This window comes from Alginatibacterium sediminis (genome assembly GCF_003610775.1).
Lineage (GTDB): Bacteria > Pseudomonadota > Gammaproteobacteria > Enterobacterales > Celerinatantimonadaceae > Alginatibacterium > Alginatibacterium sediminis.
Genome location: NZ_RAQO01000003.1, coordinates 72,019 through 89,939, shown reverse-complemented (window position 1 = coordinate 89,939; position 17,921 = coordinate 72,019). Strand labels below are relative to the sequence as shown.

The following is a 17,921-nucleotide window of genomic DNA, read 5'->3' as shown; positions in this document are numbered from 1 at the left end:
TTAGTTAAAAGAAACCAAGTGGATTAATGTCATAGCTAACTAACATGTTTTTAGTATTTTGATAATGGTTCAATGCCATTTTATGTGTTTCTCGACCAATACCAGATTTTTTGTAGCCACCAAAAGCAGCGTGAGCTGGATAGGCATGGTAGCAATTAATCCAAACCCGACCCGCTTCAATTCCACGACCCATGCGATAAGCCAAGTTAGTATCCCGAGTCCATAAGCCTGCCCCTAAGCCAAATTCTGTGTCATTGGCAAGCTCCAAGGCCTCGGCTTCGTCTTTAAATGTTGTAATTGCAATGACAGGTCCAAAGATCTCTTCTTGGAAAACTCGCATTTTGTTATTGCCTTTAAGCAGCGTCGGTTGAATATAAAATCCGCCATCTCGACCGTCATTGGTCGCCAGTGCTGCGCCTCCAATAAGCGTTTGCGCCCCTTCATCTTTCCCTATCTGAAGATAACTAAGGATCTTATCAAACTGCTCTTTGCTGGCTTGAGCTCCCACTTGAGAGTCAGTGTCTAGTGGATGGCCTTGGTTGATTTGTTCTGCGCGTTCCATAACTTTGGCAATAAACGCATCATAGATAGATTCCTGTACTAACACTCGAGACGGACAAGTACAAACTTCACCTTGGTTAAAGAAACCAAGCAACATCCCTTCGACACACTTGCTGAGATAGTCATCTTCGTGGTCCATGATATCGGCAAAGTATAAGTTTGGTGATTTGCCACCTAGCTCAACTGTAGAAGGAATTAAATTATTTGCTGCACATTTAAGAATGTGGTGTCCAACTTCCGTGGAACCAGTAAAGGCAATTTTGGCAATACGCTTACTATTTGCCAGCGCATCACCAGCCTCTGCGCCATAACCATTAACCACATTGACAACACCAGGGGGTAATAAATCTTGGATGAGTTCCATCATAATCAGAATTGAAGCCGGCGTTTGCTCTGCGGGTTTAAGCACTACGCTACAACCTGCTGCCAGCGCGGGTCCCAATTTCCAAGCGGCCATTAGTAATGGGAAATTCCAGGGAATAATCTGCCCAACCACTCCAAGTGGTTCAGATATATGGTAGCTAACCGTCGTTGGATCTAGTTCAGTTGCGCTTCCCTCTTGGGCTCGTAAACACCCCGCAAAATAACGGTAATGATCCACGACCAAAGGTAGATCGGCATTAATCGTTTCGCGAATGGGTTTACCGTTATCCCATGTTTCTACTAACGCCAGATACTCAAGATTATCTTCTATTCGTTGAGCGATTCTCAGTAATACGTTTGATCGCTCTGCAGCACTAGTTTTGCCCCACGATTCTTGCGCAGCATGTGCAGCATCTAAGGCCAATTCAATGTCTTTTGAACCTGAACGAGCAACCTCACAGAACACCTCTCCATTAACAGGTGAAATATTTCCAAAGTATTGACCTTCAACGGGAGCTACCCAATTACCACCAATAAAATTATTGTATTGGCTTTTAAACTTTACGACTGAATCACTAGTACCTGGTTGTGCATATTTCATGGTTCCATCCTTGTCATTTACGATAACGATGCGCAAAAAGTGCGCTAATGTGACATAGCTCTAAGGCAAGGAGGGTGCCATTGGCATACAATAAAGGTTAAATAATTGTAAACAACTGATCGTTAAGGTTAATTTAAATGACCTAAAGTTCAGGTTACACTTTTTGAATATCTAAAAATCTCACATTGAATCAATGTGTAACGCTGCAATTGTATCAAAGTGACACACTTAGGATGCCCATGATAACGCTTCAAGAAAGCAACAGTTGGTTAACACATTCATGGCAGCGAAGCCAAGCTGCTGGTTTACTGCGCGACAGTACGCCTGAGCTAATAAAAGTTGATCGTAGCGAATTACAATCCAATCAACATCATGCGCGAGAACTTATAAACGCTTGTGAAACAGCTGCGCTGCCTTTGTTTATTCAAGCCATGGCGCATAGTGCTAGTCGACTGATTTTGGCAGATCCACAAGGTATGATTTTAGGCAGTTGGGGCCAAGAACACTTCTCCAAACGACTAGTGGATATCGCTTTAGAACCGGGTGTATTTTGGCAAGAACAGCACAAGGGTACCAACGCTATCGGTACCGCTTTAAGCGAACAAAGCTTGGTGACCATTCTCGGAGACCAACATTTTTTACATCAAAACAAGTTCCTCAGTTGTACCGCTCATCCGATATTCGATAGTACCGGTCAACTGGTAGGTGTCATCGACGTCACTACTGAACAAGCCATTCATCAATACGACACTCAATTGTTGGTGCGACAAATAGCGCAATGCATTGAGAATCAACTCATGATAGAAAGCCCTAGCGCTTTCTATCAAATGAAAGTTGCAATTGATCCCAAACTATTAACTAGCGGATGGCAGGGCTTAGTGATAGCCGATTCAAATCAAAAAATTATTGCGTGTAACCGAACGGCTCAACGCCTGTATCCAAAACGGTCAATTCTGGGGTCGCAACTTAGTGAATTGACCGGGTTGGAGGATATGCTAAATTTCAAAGGGCCAGAGTTCGATGCAAGTAATACTCTTTACTTCGAACTCACACAGCAACGCCAACAAAACTCTCACGTTAAAGCTAGGCCTGCACCTATCGAAAAACCTTCGCACAGCTATTCGCGTGATGACAATTTGCAGCGCAGTTTTGAACAAGCACTGTGTGTTATTGATGAAGACATCCCCTTACTTATTTATGGTGAGAGTGGCGTAGGTAAAGAGCACTTTGTGCGCAATCTTCACCAGCAGAGTGAACGGGCCAACCAAGCCTTGGTTGCGATCAATTGTGGGGCTTTGTCGTCAAATCTAATTGAATCGGAACTATTCGGCTACGTTGACGGCGCTTTTACTGGCGCAAAACGTAATGGTAGCAAAGGAAAAATCCGCCAGGCACAACAAGGAATTTTGTTTTTAGATGAAATCGGAGACTTACCGCTAAGTGCCCAAACTCGGCTATTAAGGGTGCTACAAGAACGAGAGCTAAGCCCACTTGGTTCAGAGCAATCTTATCCAGTAGATATACGTATTGTAGCGGCAACCCACACCTCACTTGAAAAACTATGTGAACAAGGGTTATTCCGAGAAGATTTGTTTTTTCGATTATGCGGCTTACAACTCGAGCTACCAGCCCTTCGCGACCGAAGTGATCTAGAAGCCATGGTTACTGATGTATTCAACAAACACAGCCATATTAGCCAAGTATTAGAACCTGAACTAAAACGGCAATTAATCGAATATCATTGGCCAGGAAACATTCGCCAGCTTCAAAGCTTGTTGCAAACCGCCTGTGTACTTACTCGACATAAAGCGAGTTTAACGTGGCAAGATTTACCGAAACATCAGCAGGACTTGATCACCAATCAAGCCCAAAACAAAGTCAGTAAGAACCATCTTGAAGACGAAATGAGCCTAGCAATTAAACGTTGTTATCAACAACATCGGGGTAATATAAGCCAAACAGCAAAAGCCCTAGGTATTGGCCGCTCTACCTTGTATAGAAAAATAAAACGCTTTGAGATTAAGCTAGAGTAAGTCGGTTGAACCAAGTTTTGATAACGCTGCACTTATTTTTTTATAGTGCTCAGCTTGCCATTGCTCAAGGCTTTGGTGCTTTTCTTTAAAACATTTTTGTTGGGTTTTCTTAAAAACCTGTTCAGCTACATCTTTACCAATAACAACAACACCTTCTTCATCGGCAACGACAATATCTCCGTTACGCACCTTCGCGCCGCCGCAGCTTATACCAATCACAGTAATTTATTGATCACTATTGTTTGACTAAAACACCAATCTTGTCGTCATAACTCTTGTCATTAGACCGCTAATAACCGCGAGTTCTTCCTAAAGCTAAGCGTTTTAGTACAACAAGTAAAAGACCAAAAATATAATGGGATTGGTATTATAACTGAGCCAAGCTCTCCTAATTTTTCTTTGCCACCAGGCTTGGGTACATTACCTCAAGCGTATACTGAAAAATCTAAACGGCGGATCTCGCCCACATCTCTAATCACCCCATCGATAATAAATCCCTTAATGCCCCGCTGCTGAGCCGTTGCGCAAACATTACCGCCAGCAACCGCAGATCGGACATCTCCAGCATCGATAACCAATATAGAACCCGGTGGCGCTTTATAAATTGCGGCATGTACCATCAGGTTGTCCCCTGCATCACAGCGTACTGTATATGCTTTGCCAACCAAACGAGAGCTACTTAAATGCAAGGGCCTAATACCGTGATCCATAAACGAATTTTGTTCGAGAAAATCTGCGTAATCACAGCTGGAAAAATCAGAAAACGAACTCAAGGTGTTCATAACATCCCTTGCCAACAATTGAGAAGTGGGTTAATGGTACCAAAAGCCAATAACGCATTGAATCACATGCTATTTTTACTATGGAGAATGTTTAAGGTATAGGGTTTCAAGCGATACTAGAAACTCGCGCCAACTCGAGATAGGGAAATGTTGGCGCGGTTAGACTGGGTAGAACTTAGATCGCTTCGTCGTTTTCTTCGCCGGTACGAATACGTATGACGCGTTCAACTTCGCGCACAAAGATTTTTCCGTCACCGATTTTTCCGGTTTGCGCTACGTTTACAATAGTTTCGATACAGCGCTCAAGATCCTGAGTAAGCACAACCAATTCCAATTTAACTTTTGGAAGAAAATCTACTTTATACTCAGCGCCTCGATAGAGTTCCGTATGCCCTTTTTGACGGCCAAATCCTTTGACTTCACTAACGGTCATGCCGGTTATTCCAACTTCTGCGAGCGCTTCACGAACATCATCGAGTTTGAAGGGCTTAATTATCGCAGTTACTTGTTTCATGTTAGTAATTCCTTGTTTTTATTCTTTTTAAAGAAAAGATAGCGGCACATTCAACCCCTACTTTAAACCCTGCTATGAAAAGTCTCAAGAAAGCTATTCGAAAAAACCAAGTTCTCGGGCAATAGACTACAATTGATACATTAGTCATTAATGGATTCTTCTATGCAAAACGGATTTACGCTTTTAGAGCTATTATTTAGTCTTGTCATTGTTTCCATAGGGATGAGCTTGAGTTTTGTCGGATATCAGAGACTCATTTCAGAGTTTGAACTAAAGCGGAGCTACGCCTTATTTCAGCATCAAACCAGGGTTGCGCGTCAAGAAGCACTAAATAGTGGGGTAACAATGGTGTATTGTGCTCTTGATTCAAATTTGAACCAATGTACTAGCGATTTTAACTCTGGCTTTGATTTGTTTGTTGACCACAACAATAACGGAGCTCACGAGCCTAGCGAACCGATCATCTGGATCACAAGCGAGCTGCCAACACAGATCCGTATTCACTCAAATCTAATTGCCTTTCGATTTCTCGCTAATGGCTACTTGGCCACCGCTGGTCGTATTGACCTTTGCGGTGAAGGGCTCGACAAAAACTACGCGCTTGTATTATCACGAAGCGCAAGCAGCAGACTTGAGTTATCAGACGATTGCTCGTTTTAGTTCCAACAATCAGAACTCGCTTGCAGCTCAGAATCAACACTAGTGCGTAGCATTTGATGATTTAGATGTAGCTGTTTACAAGGGCTAAACCCATTAGCGATCTGCGTTGCACTGACGGTATAGTTACTTTCACTCGCATTGAGTTCTAGCTGGTAGAGCCCACTATTGGAATTCAGTACGCTGCTTGCAGAGTTCGTTATCCCGAGCTCATACCAGCTTAAAGCATACTGCCCATAGCGCACTCGGTACTGTTCTTGTGCCAAGGCAATTTGAAATAACTCAAGACCGACTTCATCTCGCCGCGCCTCGTTCACAAAACCACTGTAGGCGGGGTAGGCAATGCTGGACAAGATTGCGATTAAGGAGAGTACAATCACCATTTCTATTAAGTGTAAACCTGAACAAGCCGCGTATTTCATGAGGCACCTCTAGGGTAGTAGCTATAGACTCGCCAACGGGCTAAGAAGGATCCCATAAGCTGTTTTTGAGTTTGTATATGAACACACTGTTTAAGCGATATATTGACCTGATCTATCGCGCATACTTTTAACCAATCACATTGCGAGAGAACGGTATTCCACTGGCAAACACTGCGTTGATGATGAGTAATTTGCAGTTCAATGCTTGCACTTTGAATCGCAACTGACTGGCCATTAGATACCAGCATTAATGTGCCGAGAGTGCTGCTCTGGTTTAAGTAGCTAAATAACTGTTTTTCTACAAAGATGTGTTGCGATAAGGTCGATTGTCGATTTTGTAACTGCTTTAAAGCGACAAAGGTATGCCTAAGCTCGTCCAAGGCTATTAGGCTCAAAAATCCTAAAAAGATCAAAGCTGCCACAAGCACAACTCCGGATTGATATTTCATTCACTCTCACTCCAAGCTTGCTCAGCGTTACGGAACACCACCAGAGATTGATAGGATTTGTACCAATGGCTATCTTGGGGAATCGGCCACTGCTCCCCTAATAGCTGTAAACTTAAATCTGCATGGGGTTTTGTCACTTTTGACTCGCTGCGCACCACCACCGCAATTTGAAGGGCTCTTACTCGCTGTTCAAGCCAATCATCTACACTTAATTGGCTAACCAGTTGCTCATCATCCACCAAGTAATCCAAGGGATTGTCACTGTCGATGAGGGCTTTAATTTTTATCCAAACGACATCACGAACTAATGCCGGATCGTAGTACATTCGTAAGTTTCCGTTGGCCGAGCTGCGCATTAAATACAGTCGGCGCAGACTCGGCCTTGCGTCAACGCCGTAACTGTCAATAAAGAAAAGCTCTTGATTGAGCTCTCTGCGTTCACTGGCCTCTAAAGCATTAACTGGATCATCAATGGTAAATGCATAGGCTTGCCCAGGGCTGGAGGCCCACATAACTCGGTTAGCCACTCTCTGCGGTAATCTTGGACCGAGTCCTTTTACAAAAATCACATCAGAGCCCTGTTGTACTTGGGTACGAGAACGTAAACAGTCGAAGCCTTGAGTAGCAACATATTGGAATTCATAGGCATATAGGACAAGGTCTCGCCCAGGTTTAGGAAGTGCATTAAAGCGTTGGGATTCGTGCACTGTGCTGCAAGCGCTGGAAGCTAATTCATTTTGCAACGCATTGGATAGCACCATTGTTGAATTAATGTCAGAATGAAAATCAGCCCAAAATCCAGCCCTAATGACTGCCGACTTTAATAAAGACAGCGCCATACTAGCTCTACTATCCATCACTTGCTGAGTTGAAAGTGTATGAGAGTGATGACTTTGGTTGGCATACCAGTGACTTAAACCGAGTACTAGAATTGCAGAAATGCATACACCGATAAGGCTTTCAATTAAGCCAAAACCATGGCTTTTAAAGGCAAGCAAATAAAGCTTCTGCACATTAGTTTTGCGCTGCAAGCTGCACCGTCCATTGTTGGGGTGCAAGTTCAGCGAATTGCAGCTGATATCCATTCAAGGACCTACTTGAACGTAATTGGGCTTTTAGCTTCTCTATCCAATGCTCTCGCAATTCAAAGTTGCTGCAATCAACACTTTGACCGGCTAGTTCACAACTCAGACTATTTTGGGATAGCACCCAACGGTCAGCTGATAGTTCTACATCACTGGCTTGATCAAGCCATAAATAATGATGAAACTGCACAAATGCTGCGAGTGCATACTCGCCTCTTTGCACGGCCTCATAGTTTTGATAACTACTGATCCTTAGCTGCAGTATAAAGAGACTTAGTACACAACTAACAAATACAGCAATAGTGACTTCAATTAGACTAAAACCAGTTAGCTTTGGAATACAAGGTAGATGAGTCGACAAAATGTGGCCTCAATTTAAACGATGTGACTAAAACATAGCTTAATTGATAGATTTGTCAAAAATAGAGCTGAGAGGAATAACTAAAGGATTAGGGGATCAAGACCTTAAACAAAGCCCAACAGTTTTCGCCCTGTTGGACTCATATTAATATTATATAATTCGCAGCTCAGCTGGCACTTCAAACGTGGTGTTTTCTTGACGACCAGGATTTTCGTTCACAGTCATTCCACCTCGTTTTTTAAGATCGTCAACCACTTGTTGGACTAAGACCTCTGGCGCTGAAGCACCTGCGGTTAATCCTACAACCTTAACCCCATGTAACCACTGGTCTTGAATGTCTTGAGCACTATCGATGAGATAGGATTGCGCCCCCGACTTTTCGGCTTTTTCGCGTAAACGATTAGAGTTAGAAGAGTTTTTAGACCCAACCACCAGCACTACATCACTTTTTTCCGCGAGGTTTTTTACAGCGTCTTGACGGTTTTGAGTTGCATAACAAATATCATCTTTGCGCGGCCCTTGAATGTGCTCAAACTGCTCACGCAAAGCATCGATGATGGCGGAGGTGTCATCAACCGATAAAGTTGTTTGTGTGCAATAAAATAGCTTATTTGGGTCGTTAATCGTGAGTCGTTTTACATCGGCTACGGTTTCTACTAAGTAGATCCCACCTTCGGCATTATCATATTGCCCCATGGTTCCTACAACTTCAGGATGACCATTGTGACCGATCAAAACACACTCAATACCTTTACGACTAGCGCGTGTAACTTCCATGTGAACTTTAGTCACTAGAGGACAGGTGGCATCAAATATTTTGAGCTCACGTTGCTTCGCTTCTTTGCGAACCTGTTGCGAAACGCCATGGGCACTGAAGATACAAATACTATTACTAGGGACATCACTAAGCTCGTCAATGAAAACAGCCCCGCGAGCACGCAGACCTTCTACCACATAACGATTATGAACAACTTCGTGACGAACATATATGGGCGCTTCGAACATCTCTAAAGCTCGTTCCACAATCGAAATCGCTCGGTCAACACCAGCACAAAACCCACGCGGATTGGCAAGAAGTATTTCCATGCTTATTTAACCTCAATAATCTCAACGTCAAAAGTAACGCTTTGACCCGCAAGCGGATGATTGAAGTCAACAGTAACTGAATCGCCAACCACATCTCGAACAATGCCAGGGACTTCTTGGCCATCACGTTGGGTAAAAGCTAATATCATTCCAACTTCCGCCGGTGCATCGTCATCAAAACGACTGCGGTCCATATGTTTAATATTATCTGGGTTACTTTGTCCAAAACCTTGTTCTGGGCTTAAGGTAAAACTTCGATTATCGCCAGGCGCAAGGCCAATTAAGCAACTTTCGAAGCCTTCACTCATACTGCCATCGCCTAAAACAAACGCAGCAGGTTTGCCATAGTTGAAGCTAGATTCTGCTATAGAGCCGTCCTCTAGCTTAATCGTAAAGTTTAGTACCACCGCTGAATCGGCGACAATAGCCTTGCTCATGAACTTTCCTTGTTGCTTGTTGTACTTTCACTACCGGTTCTAAACCCGTCTAAGATTAGCAAGGCCGCACCCAACATGATGACACTATCTGCCACATTAAATGCCGGCCAATGTGAACTGTTCCAGTAGAAATCTAAAAAGTCGACTACATTGCCATAAATGACTCGATCGATGGCGTTACCAATTGCACCACCAATAATCATTGCGTAGGCAATTGCTGTTAACTTATGCTCTTGCGGAGTTTTACGTAGCCAATAGATCAGCAAGCCGCTGATAAACAGTGCTAAACCGGTAAAAAACCACCGTTGCCATCCACCAGCATCACTTAGAAAGCTAAATGCAGCCCCCTCGTTACGAACATGTACGAGATTGAAAAAACTACTAATTTCAATTCGACTATACAGCGGCATCCACACCACAACAGCCAGTTTAGTCAGCTGGTCAACAACAATGAACGCTAAACTTAACCACAGCCACTTAAGGCTGCGGTTGGAATTTGATATCGGGTTCATTAGGCGAAGTGTCGGCTTTCGCCTTCACCCTCAACGTTAGTAATACAACGTCCGCACAATTCCGGGTGCTCTGGATGTTGTCCTACATCTTCTCGATGATGCCAACAGCGACCACACTTTTTAGCATCGGTTGCCTGGATACTTAATTTAAGTGAAGCAAGTTCGGTACTGTTGGCCGTTTCTGGGGCGCTAGCTAAGCTAGAAATGACGACATCTGAGGTAATGAGTACAAAGCGTAGTTCATCTCCCAAGGCATTTAGCTTATCGGCCAAGTCGGCATCGACAAACAGTTCCACTTTAGCTTCTAATCCTGAACCAATAATTTCCTCACGACGGGCCTGTTCTAAGGCTTTGTTAACCTCGGCACGTATCGCCAAGATCTGTTCCCAATAGGCGTCATTCATTACCGTATCTTGATCAAGGCTTTCTAAGCCCTCGTACCATTGCTCGGTAAATACGAAATCACTGCGCTCACCCGGCATTGCAGACCAAATCTCGTCAGCTGTAAAGCTAAGGATAGGCGCCATCCAGCGAGTTAATGCTTCGCAGATATGGTAAAGCGCGCTTTGGCATGATCGACGCGCTGTACTGTCAGCTTTAGCAGTATATTGGCGATCTTTAATAACATCCAGATAAAAACTGCCCAATTCAATGGAGCAAAAGTGCATTAGCTTTTGATACACAACATGGAATTGATATTCGTCGTAAGCTTGCTCGATTTCTTGTTGTACTGCCGCAGCGCGACCAACAATCCAGCGATCGATAGCTATCATATCCTTTGCAGGAACAAGATCTTTGGCCGGATCAAAACCTGCCAAATTAGCCAGTAAGAATCGCGAGGTATTACGAATACGACGATAGGCGTCAGCGCTGCGTTTAAATACTTCGTCAGAAACGGTCATTTCGGCCGTGTAGTTGGTTGACGCTATCCAAAGACGTAAAATATCTGCGCCAAGTTTGTTCCAAACGTCTTGTGGTGCAACACCGTTACCAAGCGATTTAGAAAACTTATGCCCTTTAGCATCGACTGTAAAGCCATGGGTCAACACTTGACGATAAGGGGCTTTGCCATCGATAGCAGTGGCAATCATTAGTGATGATTGGAACCAGCCACGGTGTTGATCAGAACCTTCAAGGTACATGTCGGCAGGCTGACCATTAAATTCTTCGCGTGTCTTTACAACGCTCGAATGGGTTGACCCCGAGTCAAACCAGACATCAAGCGTGTCTTCAACTTTACGATAGGATTGTGCGTCATCGCCAATTAAGCTTGATGCGTCCAAATCAAACCAAGCTTGTATACCGTCTTTTTCAACTAATTGAGCCACTTCTTCCATCAACTCAACCGCTCGCGGATGCAGGGCATTGGTATCTTTATGCACGAACAAAGCAATCGGTACACCCCAGGTCCGTTGGCGCGATATACACCAATCAGGGCGGTTAGTGACCATGCTTTCAATACGATTTTGGCCCCATTCAGGGATCCACTGTGTCTTTTTGATTTCGCCTAATGCTTGATCACGAAGACCGTTTTTGTCCATGCTGATAAACCACTGCGGCGTGGCTCTAAATATAATTGGTGTTTTGTGGCGCCAGCAATGCGGGTAACTATGACGATACGCATGGTGATGCAATAAAGCGCCCGTTTCTTTTAGTTTTTCAACTACTGCATCATTGGCTTTAAAAACATGCTGACCTGCAAAAAACTCAGTGTCAGGCAAGTAAACGCCATTGCCACCGACTGGGTTTGCAACTTCAAGATTGTATTTTTGACCGACACTGAAATCTTCTTGACCATGACCCGGTGCGGTATGCACACAACCGGTGCCTGACTCGGTAGTTACGTGCTCGCCAAGTATCAGTGGCACACTAAAGTCATAAAACGGATGTTGTACCTGAGCCAACTCAAGGTCAGCCCCTTTAGCCCCACCTAAGATGTGGAAGGTTTCGATACCGGCGCGGTCAAGGGTCTCTTCCATTAAATCGCGAGCTAGAACGAGACGCTCTTTACCGGCTTCAGACTCTACCTGCACCAATACATATTCGAGGTGTCCATTAAGCGCAACCGCTCGGTTTGCTGGCAGTGTCCATGGTGTTGTCGTCCAAATCACAACCGAGATATCACCTTCGCCCACATGCTGGTCCGGGTGTTCAAAACGTTGCTCAAAACTTGCGACATCTTTTACTTTAAAACGCACATCGATAGCTGGAGAGGTTTTGTCCTCATATTCAACTTCGGCTTCGGCTAGTGCCGAACCGCAATCGGTACACCAATGCACCGGCTTGGAGCCTTGATGTAAGTGATCGTTAGCGACGATTTTAGCTAAGGCTCTGATGATGTTGGCTTCGGTGTCAAAATCCATGGTCAAATATGGCTTATACCAGTCACCTTGAATACCCATACGGATAAAGTCTTGGCGTTGCCCATCAATTTGCTTTGTAGCAAATTCGCGGCATTTCTCACGAAACTGAGCCGCGGTTACTTTTTTACCGGGTTTACCAACTTTTTTCTCAACCATTAGCTCAATGGGTAGCCCGTGGCAATCCCAACCAGGGATATACGGAGAATCATATCCAGCAAAGCCTTTGGACTTAACGATAATATCTTTTAGGACTTTATTTACCGCATGACCCAAGTGGATATTACCGTTCGCATATGGAGGACCATCGTGCAAAATAAAGCTTTTCTTACCCTTTTTCGCAGCCCTAATTTTTTGGTATAGGTCATTTTCTTGCCAGCGTTTAAGCATCGCAGGCTCACGATTAGCGAGATTTCCTCGCATAGGGAAATCAGTCTTAGGTAAGTTTAGCGTATCTTTATAGTCGCTCATTGCTCAATAGTTCCACTTTGAAAAGTTGCTAATGAAAAGTATTCTTTAGCTTGTTGAATATCGTTCTCGACCTGCTGTGTTAGCGCTTCGAGAGAATCAAATTTTTGTTCACCACGAATTTTGAGTCGCGGTACTATTTGTAATCTTTGGCTATATAGCGAACCCGTAAAATCGAACAGGTGCGCTTCTAATAATAATTCTGTACCGCCGGCACTAGGACGCCAGCCTAAGTTGGCAACGGCGTTCCACACTTGCTCTGGGTGGTCTTCACTTGAAACTTGAACTGCAAATACACCATGTAAAGGACTGCGAGTTCGATTTAAGCGAATATTTGCGGTCGGAAAGCCTAATTGCCGACCTAGCTTTCTACCATGGACCACTGTGCCATGAATAGCATAAGCTCGTCCAAGCTGCTGTTGAGCGCTCTCGAAATCTGAGCTCTCTAAACCAGCGCGGATCTGGGTACTACTGACCCGTTGATTTGCGACACAAAATGATTGAGTTGCACTCAATTCAAAGCCAAGCTTTGATTTTGCCAACTGCAGCGCTGCAAAGTCTCCTTCGCGAGCTTTGCCAAATCGGAAGTCATCACCAACTACTAAGTAACGCACACCTAACTTCTTAGCTAATAAGGTGCTCATAAATGCGCTTGCGTTCATATCAGAGAAACGTTGATTAAAACGTATGCAAAGCACACGATCAATGCCTAATGATTTGAGCAACTGATATTTTTCACGAAAGGTACACAATCGGGCAGGAGCTTTATCGGGAGCAAAAAACTCCAGCGGCTGCGGTTCGAAAAGCATAACCAACGACGGCAAGCCTAGTTGCTTGGCTTTGACAACCAAGTGTTGCAATACTTGTTGATGCCCTAAATGTACGCCATCAAAGTTGCCTATACTTAAAACACAGCCATGATGCTGAGCTTGAATATTATGAATGCCCCGAATCAACTGCATTTATTTTTGTGACCTCTTAGAAAACCGGCGAATTATAGCCTTAATCAGCTTAAGTTGCAGCATTTGTACGCAAATGTCTTGGACGAATTCCCAAGCCTAGAAGACAAACTAAATAGCTTAAAGCCGCCGCCGCAATAGCGAAGCCTAAAGTCGCTGCACTTTGCCACCAGCTATAGGCTAACCACTGCTCACGACTTGGAGCAAAGTAATGAATTAGAACCCCCATTAACAGTGCTGAGAAAATGACTTTTGCAATAAACACTAATCCGCTTCTTTGTAGTCTGAATACCTGCTGTTGATGTAGGCCCCGATACAGTAATGCGGCGTTAAGCAAGGCAGACAGCGAGGTTGCTAAAGCCAAACCGACATAAGCAAATTTAAACACCAAGATAATATTGAATAACATATTGCAAGCCATCGCAATGATACCTATACGCACTGGCGTTTTGGTGTCTTGCCGCGAGTAATAGCCTGGAGCCAGGACTTTAATCAGCATAAAAAATAACAAACCGAGCGAATATGCTTTTAGACTGGCAGCTGAGCGCAAGACATCATCAGCGCCAAATTCACCGCGCATAAATAATACTTGCAACATGGGCTCAGAAAGCACCATCAGCCCTACAGCAGCGGGAAGGCCGAGTACACAAACCATCTTAACCCCCCACTCCATCGTCAATGAAAAACCTTCTCGGCTTTTGGCGACATGCTTTTGCGATAGATTGGGTAAAATAACAGTTGCGATCGCAATTCCAAATAGACCTAATGGGAATTCGAGCAGGCGATCTGAGTAGTAAAGCCAGCTAATCGAGCCTGTCATGAGAAAGCTGGCGATAAAGGTATCAAACAATAAGTTTATCTGCGCGACTGATACCCCGAACAACGCTGGAATCATCAGGGTTCGGATTCGCTTAACTCCACTATGGTTCCAACCCCATGATGGTCGGCGCAGGAAACCCAAGCGCGCCATAAAAGGGAGTTGAAAACAAAACTGAATTAATCCGCCCAAGAAGACACCCCAAGCAAGCGCATATTCTGGCTGATCCAGCTGCGGTCCCAGGTAGATGGCACATGAAATAATCGCAACATTTAAAAATACTGGGGTGAACGCCGCGACGGCAAAGCGATTGTAAGCATTAAGGATGGCACCAGATAAGCCGGTAAAGGTAATAAACCATAGATAAGGAAAGGTAATTTTGAGTAAGGACGAAGCAAGGACGAACTTTTCGCCATCGGGTTCTCCCGCTAACCATGCTTTAAACCACCCGGTGCCAAACAGACCAGCGATTACCGGGGATGCAACAACACCAATCAGCGTGACGACGGTTACCACTAAGCCTAAGGTGCCTGCAACCTTAGCCACCAACTGTCGCACCTCTTCTTGGTCTTGCTGCTGTTTGTACTCGGTGAGTACCGGCACAAAGGCTTGCGCAAACGCGCCTTCCGCGAAAAGTCGACGTAAGAAATTAGGAATTTTGTTGGCAAAGAAGAACACATCTGCGGCAACCCCGGCGCCCATTAAATTGGCAACGACAACATCACGAACCAATCCAAGGATCCGAGAGATAAAGGTCATAGCGCTTACAATAGCGCCCGATCTAAGTAGGTTTTTGCTCAAAACTAAAATTCCATGTGACAAAAAGCTGCATTTTTCTGCAGCATGGGCTAAAATCCGCGCCACAGTTTAACCTGTCTAGGTGACTCTGCGCCATTACCCATTTGATCCGGCCGGCTGCTTTGCGATTATTTGAGTTTGATTCAGACCCAAGAGAGGATCCTCAACTGCTAAGCGTAGGTTGTGGTTTTTATGTTTTGCACTATTTTTCGTTGACAATAGAACGAAAAAGCGGCATATTCCACGGCCTTTGAATTCAGAATTCCAAGACTACGTTTCAGGAGTTAACCTTGGCTAATATTAAGTCAGCGAAAAAACGTGCTATTACTTCCGAGAAAGCACGCCAACACAATGCAAGCCGCCGTTCAATGATGCGCACTTCGATGAAAAAAGTTATCGCAGCAATTGAAGCCGGAAATAAAGAAGAAGCGACTGCGGCATTTGCTGCTGCACAGCCAACTCTTGACCGTTTGGCAAATAAAGGCATTATTGCTAAAAACAAAGCAGCTCGTCATAAGAGCCGTTTGACTGCTAAAATTAAAGCTCTATAGTTTTTAAATTGTAGAACGAAAAAAAACCGGCAATAGCCGGTTTTTTTATACCTGAAACAAAATGCTACCTTATGCAGCTTCTGCTTCCTCTTCTCGGCAATACAATCCATGTAAGGTACGTAAAACTTCACGAGCTTCATCACTAGATAAAGAATAGTAAATCGTTTGAGCTTCTTTACGAGTCTTCACTAATTCATCTTTACGTAACCAAGCCAGGTGCTGCGAGAGCGCCGACTGACTTAGTAATACCTGCTCATTGAGTTCACTAACTGAAAGTTCCTTTTCTAGCAAATGGCATAAAATCATCAAACGATTTTCGTTTGCCATTGCTTTAATAAGCTTCATTGCAGGCGCTGCATTTTGTTGCATGTCTTGGATATTCATCTCGATACTTACCGTCTAAAGAAACTGAAATAAATATATCAAGCCCACTGTTAAAGGTATATTTGCAGAGTCTAAAACGATCAAAAAGACCTAAATTGCAACCGGCGCTTTAATGGCAGGATGCGGGTCGTAGCCGATTATTTCAAAATCCTCAAAGCGATAATCTAAAATATTATCAGGCTTGCGATTAATCTTTAAAATCGGTCTTTTTTTCGGCTCTCGAGACAATTGTAGCTTAGTTTGTTCGATGTGATTTGAGTACAAATGTGTGTCGCCACCCGTCCACACAAACTCGCCTAATTCTAAATCACATTGCTGCGCAACCATGTGTGTTAAGAGCGCATAACTGGCAATATTAAATGGCAATCCTAAGAACACATCACAACTACGTTGATACAATTGACACGATAACTTACCTTGCGCCACATAAAACTGGAAGAACGCATGGCAAGGAGCGAGCGCCATCTTTGACAATTCGCCAACGTTCCAAGCCGACACAATAATACGCCGTGAATCGGGGTCGTTTTTCAATTGTTCGATAACTTGTTTAATTTGGTCAATATGCTGGCCATCTGGACTAGGCCATGAACGCCACTGCGCTCCATAAACAGGGCCCAAATCACCATTATCATCTGCCCACTCGTCCCAAATACTCACACCATTGTCTTTCAGATATTTGGTATTAGTATCGCCATTCAAAAACCAAAGTAGCTCATGAATAATAGAGCGTAAGTGACACTTTTTGGTTGTCACCAGCGGGAACCCCTCATTTAAATCAAAGCGCATTTGATGACCAAACACAGAGTATGTGCCGGTACCGGTTCGATCACTTTTTTCAACGCCGTGATCTAAAATGTGTTGCATCAAATCCTGATAATTCTTCATAACTTAACTCTTTGCCTTTTGATATGCGCGCAGCATGAACCAAGCGCCGATAATAATCATTGGTGTACTTAATACTTGTCCCATCGTTAAACCAACATTGAGTACTCCGAGGTGCGCATCCGGTTCACGGAAAAACTCGACAATGAAACGAAAGCCACCGTAACCGAGTAAGAATAAACCTGAAACAGCTCCCATTGGTGGATTCTTACGACGATAGAGCAACAAAATTACGAGTAAAACGATGCCTTCGAGGAAAAATTCATATAATTGCGATGGATGTCTTGGTAGTGCGCCACCACCGGGAAATACGATACCCCAAGGCATGTCAGTGGTTCGTCCCCAAAGTTCTGCGTTAATAAAATTACCTAAGCGACCGGTTGCTAAACCAAAAGGAACTAAAGGCGCAATAAAGTCGGAAACTTGAAAAAACTTACGATTAGTTTTACGAGCAAACCACCATAGCGCAGCAATAACCCCTAGCAAGCCACCATGGAAGGACATACCTCCGCTCCAAATTTCAAACAGATAGAGCGGGTTAGTTAAGAAGTAGGCGGTTTGGTAAAACAAGACATAGCCAATTCGTCCACCGGCAACCACACCGACAAATCCATAAAAGAGGACGTCACTGACTTCTTCGCGAGTCCAGCCACTATCCTTTTTATCGGCCATTCGATTAGCTAGCCAATAAGCAAAAATGAAGCCGAATAAATACATTAGTCCGTACCAACGCACGGCTACGGGCCCAATGCTAAAGATAATGGGGTCAATTTGAGGAAAGGCTATCACGCTTAGTTCTCGTATTTAAAATAGAACAAGCATTGTGCCGTGCGTAGCTT

The 17,921-nt window shown here is 44.1% G+C and carries 20 protein-coding genes; 3 read left to right on the top strand and 17 right to left on the bottom strand.

Going from position 1 to position 17,921, the window contains the following annotated elements; all coding sequences use genetic code 11:
• Positions 1 to 4: 4 nt before the first annotated feature.
• Entirely contained in the window at positions 5 to 1,525 is a 1,521-nt protein-coding gene (exaC, locus tag DBZ36_RS03035; RefSeq protein ID WP_120353459.1) for an acetaldehyde dehydrogenase ExaC, read from the bottom strand.
• Positions 1,526 to 1,764: 239 nt separating this feature from the next.
• Here exaC and DBZ36_RS03030 point away from each other — a divergent pair, with 239 nt between their 5' ends.
• Entirely contained in the window at positions 1,765 to 3,558 is a 1,794-nt protein-coding gene (locus tag DBZ36_RS03030) for a sigma-54-dependent Fis family transcriptional regulator (RefSeq protein WP_158589017.1), read from the top strand.
• Here DBZ36_RS03030 and DBZ36_RS03025 read toward each other — a convergent pair.
• From DBZ36_RS03025 to DBZ36_RS03015, 3 genes are all read right to left on the bottom strand, one after another.
• Positions 3,550 to 3,747 (bottom strand): hypothetical protein, encoded by a 198-nt coding sequence (locus tag DBZ36_RS03025; RefSeq protein ID WP_158589016.1) that lies wholly within the window; start codon positions 3,745 to 3,747, stop codon positions 3,550 to 3,552. The two genes, DBZ36_RS03030 and DBZ36_RS03025, sit on opposite strands and share 9 nt — an antisense overlap.
• A 236-nt stretch (positions 3,748 to 3,983) precedes the next feature.
• Positions 3,984 to 4,340: an RraA family protein gene (locus tag DBZ36_RS03020; RefSeq protein ID WP_120353456.1), complete on the bottom strand. Its 357-nt coding sequence runs from the start codon at positions 4,338 to 4,340 to the stop codon at positions 3,984 to 3,986.
• A gap of 175 nt (positions 4,341 to 4,515) precedes the next feature.
• Positions 4,516 to 4,854 carry a P-II family nitrogen regulator gene (locus tag DBZ36_RS03015; protein ID WP_120353455.1) on the bottom strand — a complete coding sequence of 113 codons (339 nt, stop codon included), beginning with the start codon at positions 4,852 to 4,854 and terminating at the stop codon, positions 4,516 to 4,518.
• Between the two features lie 162 nt (positions 4,855 to 5,016).
• On the opposite strand from DBZ36_RS03015, the gene DBZ36_RS03010 reads away from it, so the two are divergent.
• On the top strand, positions 5,017 to 5,514 hold the full coding sequence (locus DBZ36_RS03010) for a GspH/FimT family pseudopilin (RefSeq protein ID WP_158589015.1): 498 nt from the start codon (positions 5,017 to 5,019) through the stop codon (positions 5,512 to 5,514).
• Here the strand turns inward: DBZ36_RS03010 and DBZ36_RS03005 are convergent.
• The 10 genes from DBZ36_RS03005 to murJ form a co-directional block, all read right to left on the bottom strand.
• Entirely contained in the window at positions 5,511 to 5,933 is a 423-nt protein-coding gene (locus tag DBZ36_RS03005) for a type IV pilin protein (protein ID WP_120353471.1), read from the bottom strand. The two genes, DBZ36_RS03010 and DBZ36_RS03005, sit on opposite strands and share 4 nt — an antisense overlap.
• Positions 5,930 to 6,382, bottom strand: coding sequence for a hypothetical protein (locus tag DBZ36_RS03000; RefSeq protein WP_120353453.1), 453 nt, complete (start codon positions 6,380 to 6,382; stop codon positions 5,930 to 5,932). Before DBZ36_RS03000 ends, DBZ36_RS03005 begins: the two co-directional genes overlap by 4 nt.
• Positions 6,379 to 7,413: a PilW family protein gene (locus DBZ36_RS02995; RefSeq protein ID WP_120353452.1), complete on the bottom strand. Its 1,035-nt coding sequence runs from the start codon at positions 7,411 to 7,413 to the stop codon at positions 6,379 to 6,381. The genes DBZ36_RS03000 and DBZ36_RS02995 overlap by 4 nt, the downstream gene beginning before the upstream one ends.
• The gene (locus DBZ36_RS02990) at positions 7,397 to 7,828 is read right to left on the bottom strand and encodes a prepilin-type N-terminal cleavage/methylation domain-containing protein (protein ID WP_120353451.1); all 432 of its coding nucleotides are present in this window, start codon (positions 7,826 to 7,828) and stop codon (positions 7,397 to 7,399) included. Before DBZ36_RS02990 ends, DBZ36_RS02995 begins: the two co-directional genes overlap by 17 nt.
• A 150-nt stretch (positions 7,829 to 7,978) precedes the next feature.
• Entirely contained in the window at positions 7,979 to 8,914 is a 936-nt protein-coding gene (gene ispH / locus DBZ36_RS02985) for a 4-hydroxy-3-methylbut-2-enyl diphosphate reductase (protein ID WP_120353450.1), read from the bottom strand.
• A 2-nt stretch (positions 8,915 to 8,916) separates the two neighbouring features.
• On the bottom strand, positions 8,917 to 9,351 hold the full coding sequence (gene fkpB / locus DBZ36_RS02980) for an FKBP-type peptidyl-prolyl cis-trans isomerase (protein ID WP_120353449.1): 435 nt from the start codon (positions 9,349 to 9,351) through the stop codon (positions 8,917 to 8,919).
• Positions 9,348 to 9,863 carry a signal peptidase II gene (gene lspA, locus DBZ36_RS02975; protein WP_120353448.1) on the bottom strand — a complete coding sequence of 172 codons (516 nt, stop codon included), beginning with the start codon at positions 9,861 to 9,863 and terminating at the stop codon, positions 9,348 to 9,350. The genes fkpB and lspA overlap by 4 nt, the downstream gene beginning before the upstream one ends.
• Positions 9,863 to 12,694, bottom strand: a complete 2,832-nt coding sequence (gene ileS, locus DBZ36_RS02970; protein WP_120353447.1) for an isoleucine--tRNA ligase — start codon at positions 12,692 to 12,694, stop codon at positions 9,863 to 9,865. Before ileS ends, lspA begins: the two co-directional genes overlap by 1 nt.
• Positions 12,691 to 13,653: a bifunctional riboflavin kinase/FAD synthetase gene (gene ribF, locus DBZ36_RS02965; RefSeq protein WP_120353446.1), complete on the bottom strand. Its 963-nt coding sequence runs from the start codon at positions 13,651 to 13,653 to the stop codon at positions 12,691 to 12,693. Before ribF ends, ileS begins: the two co-directional genes overlap by 4 nt.
• A 49-nt stretch (positions 13,654 to 13,702) precedes the next feature.
• Positions 13,703 to 15,268, bottom strand: coding sequence for a murein biosynthesis integral membrane protein MurJ (gene murJ / locus DBZ36_RS02960; RefSeq protein ID WP_120353470.1), 1,566 nt, complete (start codon positions 15,266 to 15,268; stop codon positions 13,703 to 13,705).
• 287 nt (positions 15,269 to 15,555) lie between these two features.
• Here murJ and rpsT point away from each other — a divergent pair, with 287 nt between their 5' ends.
• Complete coding sequence (gene rpsT, locus DBZ36_RS02955) at positions 15,556 to 15,816, top strand: 30S ribosomal protein S20 (RefSeq protein ID WP_120353445.1); 261 nt, start codon at positions 15,556 to 15,558, stop codon at positions 15,814 to 15,816.
• Between the two features lie 69 nt (positions 15,817 to 15,885).
• On the opposite strand, the gene DBZ36_RS02950 is transcribed toward rpsT, so the two are convergent.
• The 3 genes from DBZ36_RS02950 to lgt form a co-directional block, all read right to left on the bottom strand.
• Complete coding sequence (locus DBZ36_RS02950; protein ID WP_120353444.1) at positions 15,886 to 16,200, bottom strand: ArsR/SmtB family transcription factor; 315 nt, start codon at positions 16,198 to 16,200, stop codon at positions 15,886 to 15,888.
• 90 nt (positions 16,201 to 16,290) lie between these two features.
• Positions 16,291 to 17,085 carry a thymidylate synthase gene (gene thyA, locus DBZ36_RS02945; protein WP_120353443.1) on the bottom strand — a complete coding sequence of 265 codons (795 nt, stop codon included), beginning with the start codon at positions 17,083 to 17,085 and terminating at the stop codon, positions 16,291 to 16,293.
• A 3-nt stretch (positions 17,086 to 17,088) separates the two neighbouring features.
• Positions 17,089 to 17,886, bottom strand: a complete 798-nt coding sequence (lgt, locus tag DBZ36_RS02940; RefSeq protein ID WP_199711763.1) for a prolipoprotein diacylglyceryl transferase — start codon at positions 17,884 to 17,886, stop codon at positions 17,089 to 17,091.
• Positions 17,887 to 17,921 lie beyond the last annotated feature (35 nt).

Excerpts from the sequence above, each read along its gene's own strand:
- exaC (WP_120353459.1), bottom strand. The coding sequence starts at position 1,525 with ATGAAATATGCACAACCAGGTACTAGTGATTCAGTCGTAAAGTTTAAA.
- DBZ36_RS03030 (WP_158589017.1), top strand. The coding sequence starts at position 1,765 with ATGATAACGCTTCAAGAAAGCAACAGTTGGTTAACACATTCATGGCAG.
- DBZ36_RS03020 (WP_120353456.1), bottom strand. The coding sequence starts at position 4,340 with ATGAACACCTTGAGTTCGTTTTCTGATTTTTCCAGCTGTGATTACGCA.
- DBZ36_RS03015 (WP_120353455.1), bottom strand. The coding sequence starts at position 4,854 with ATGAAACAAGTAACTGCGATAATTAAGCCCTTCAAACTCGATGATGTT.
- DBZ36_RS03010 (WP_158589015.1), top strand. The coding sequence starts at position 5,017 with ATGCAAAACGGATTTACGCTTTTAGAGCTATTATTTAGTCTTGTCATT.
- DBZ36_RS03005 (WP_120353471.1), bottom strand. The coding sequence starts at position 5,933 with ATGAAATACGCGGCTTGTTCAGGTTTACACTTAATAGAAATGGTGATT.
- DBZ36_RS03000 (WP_120353453.1), bottom strand. The coding sequence starts at position 6,382 with ATGAAATATCAATCCGGAGTTGTGCTTGTGGCAGCTTTGATCTTTTTA.
- ispH (WP_120353450.1), bottom strand. The coding sequence starts at position 8,914 with ATGGAAATACTTCTTGCCAATCCGCGTGGGTTTTGTGCTGGTGTTGAC.
- fkpB (WP_120353449.1), bottom strand. The coding sequence starts at position 9,351 with ATGAGCAAGGCTATTGTCGCCGATTCAGCGGTGGTACTAAACTTTACG.
- lspA (WP_120353448.1), bottom strand. The coding sequence starts at position 9,863 with ATGAACCCGATATCAAATTCCAACCGCAGCCTTAAGTGGCTGTGGTTA.
- ileS (WP_120353447.1), bottom strand. The coding sequence starts at position 12,694 with ATGAGCGACTATAAAGATACGCTAAACTTACCTAAGACTGATTTCCCT.
- ribF (WP_120353446.1), bottom strand. The coding sequence starts at position 13,653 with ATGCAGTTGATTCGGGGCATTCATAATATTCAAGCTCAGCATCATGGC.
- DBZ36_RS02950 (WP_120353444.1), bottom strand. The coding sequence starts at position 16,200 with ATGAATATCCAAGACATGCAACAAAATGCAGCGCCTGCAATGAAGCTT.
- thyA (WP_120353443.1), bottom strand. The coding sequence starts at position 17,085 with ATGAAGAATTATCAGGATTTGATGCAACACATTTTAGATCACGGCGTT.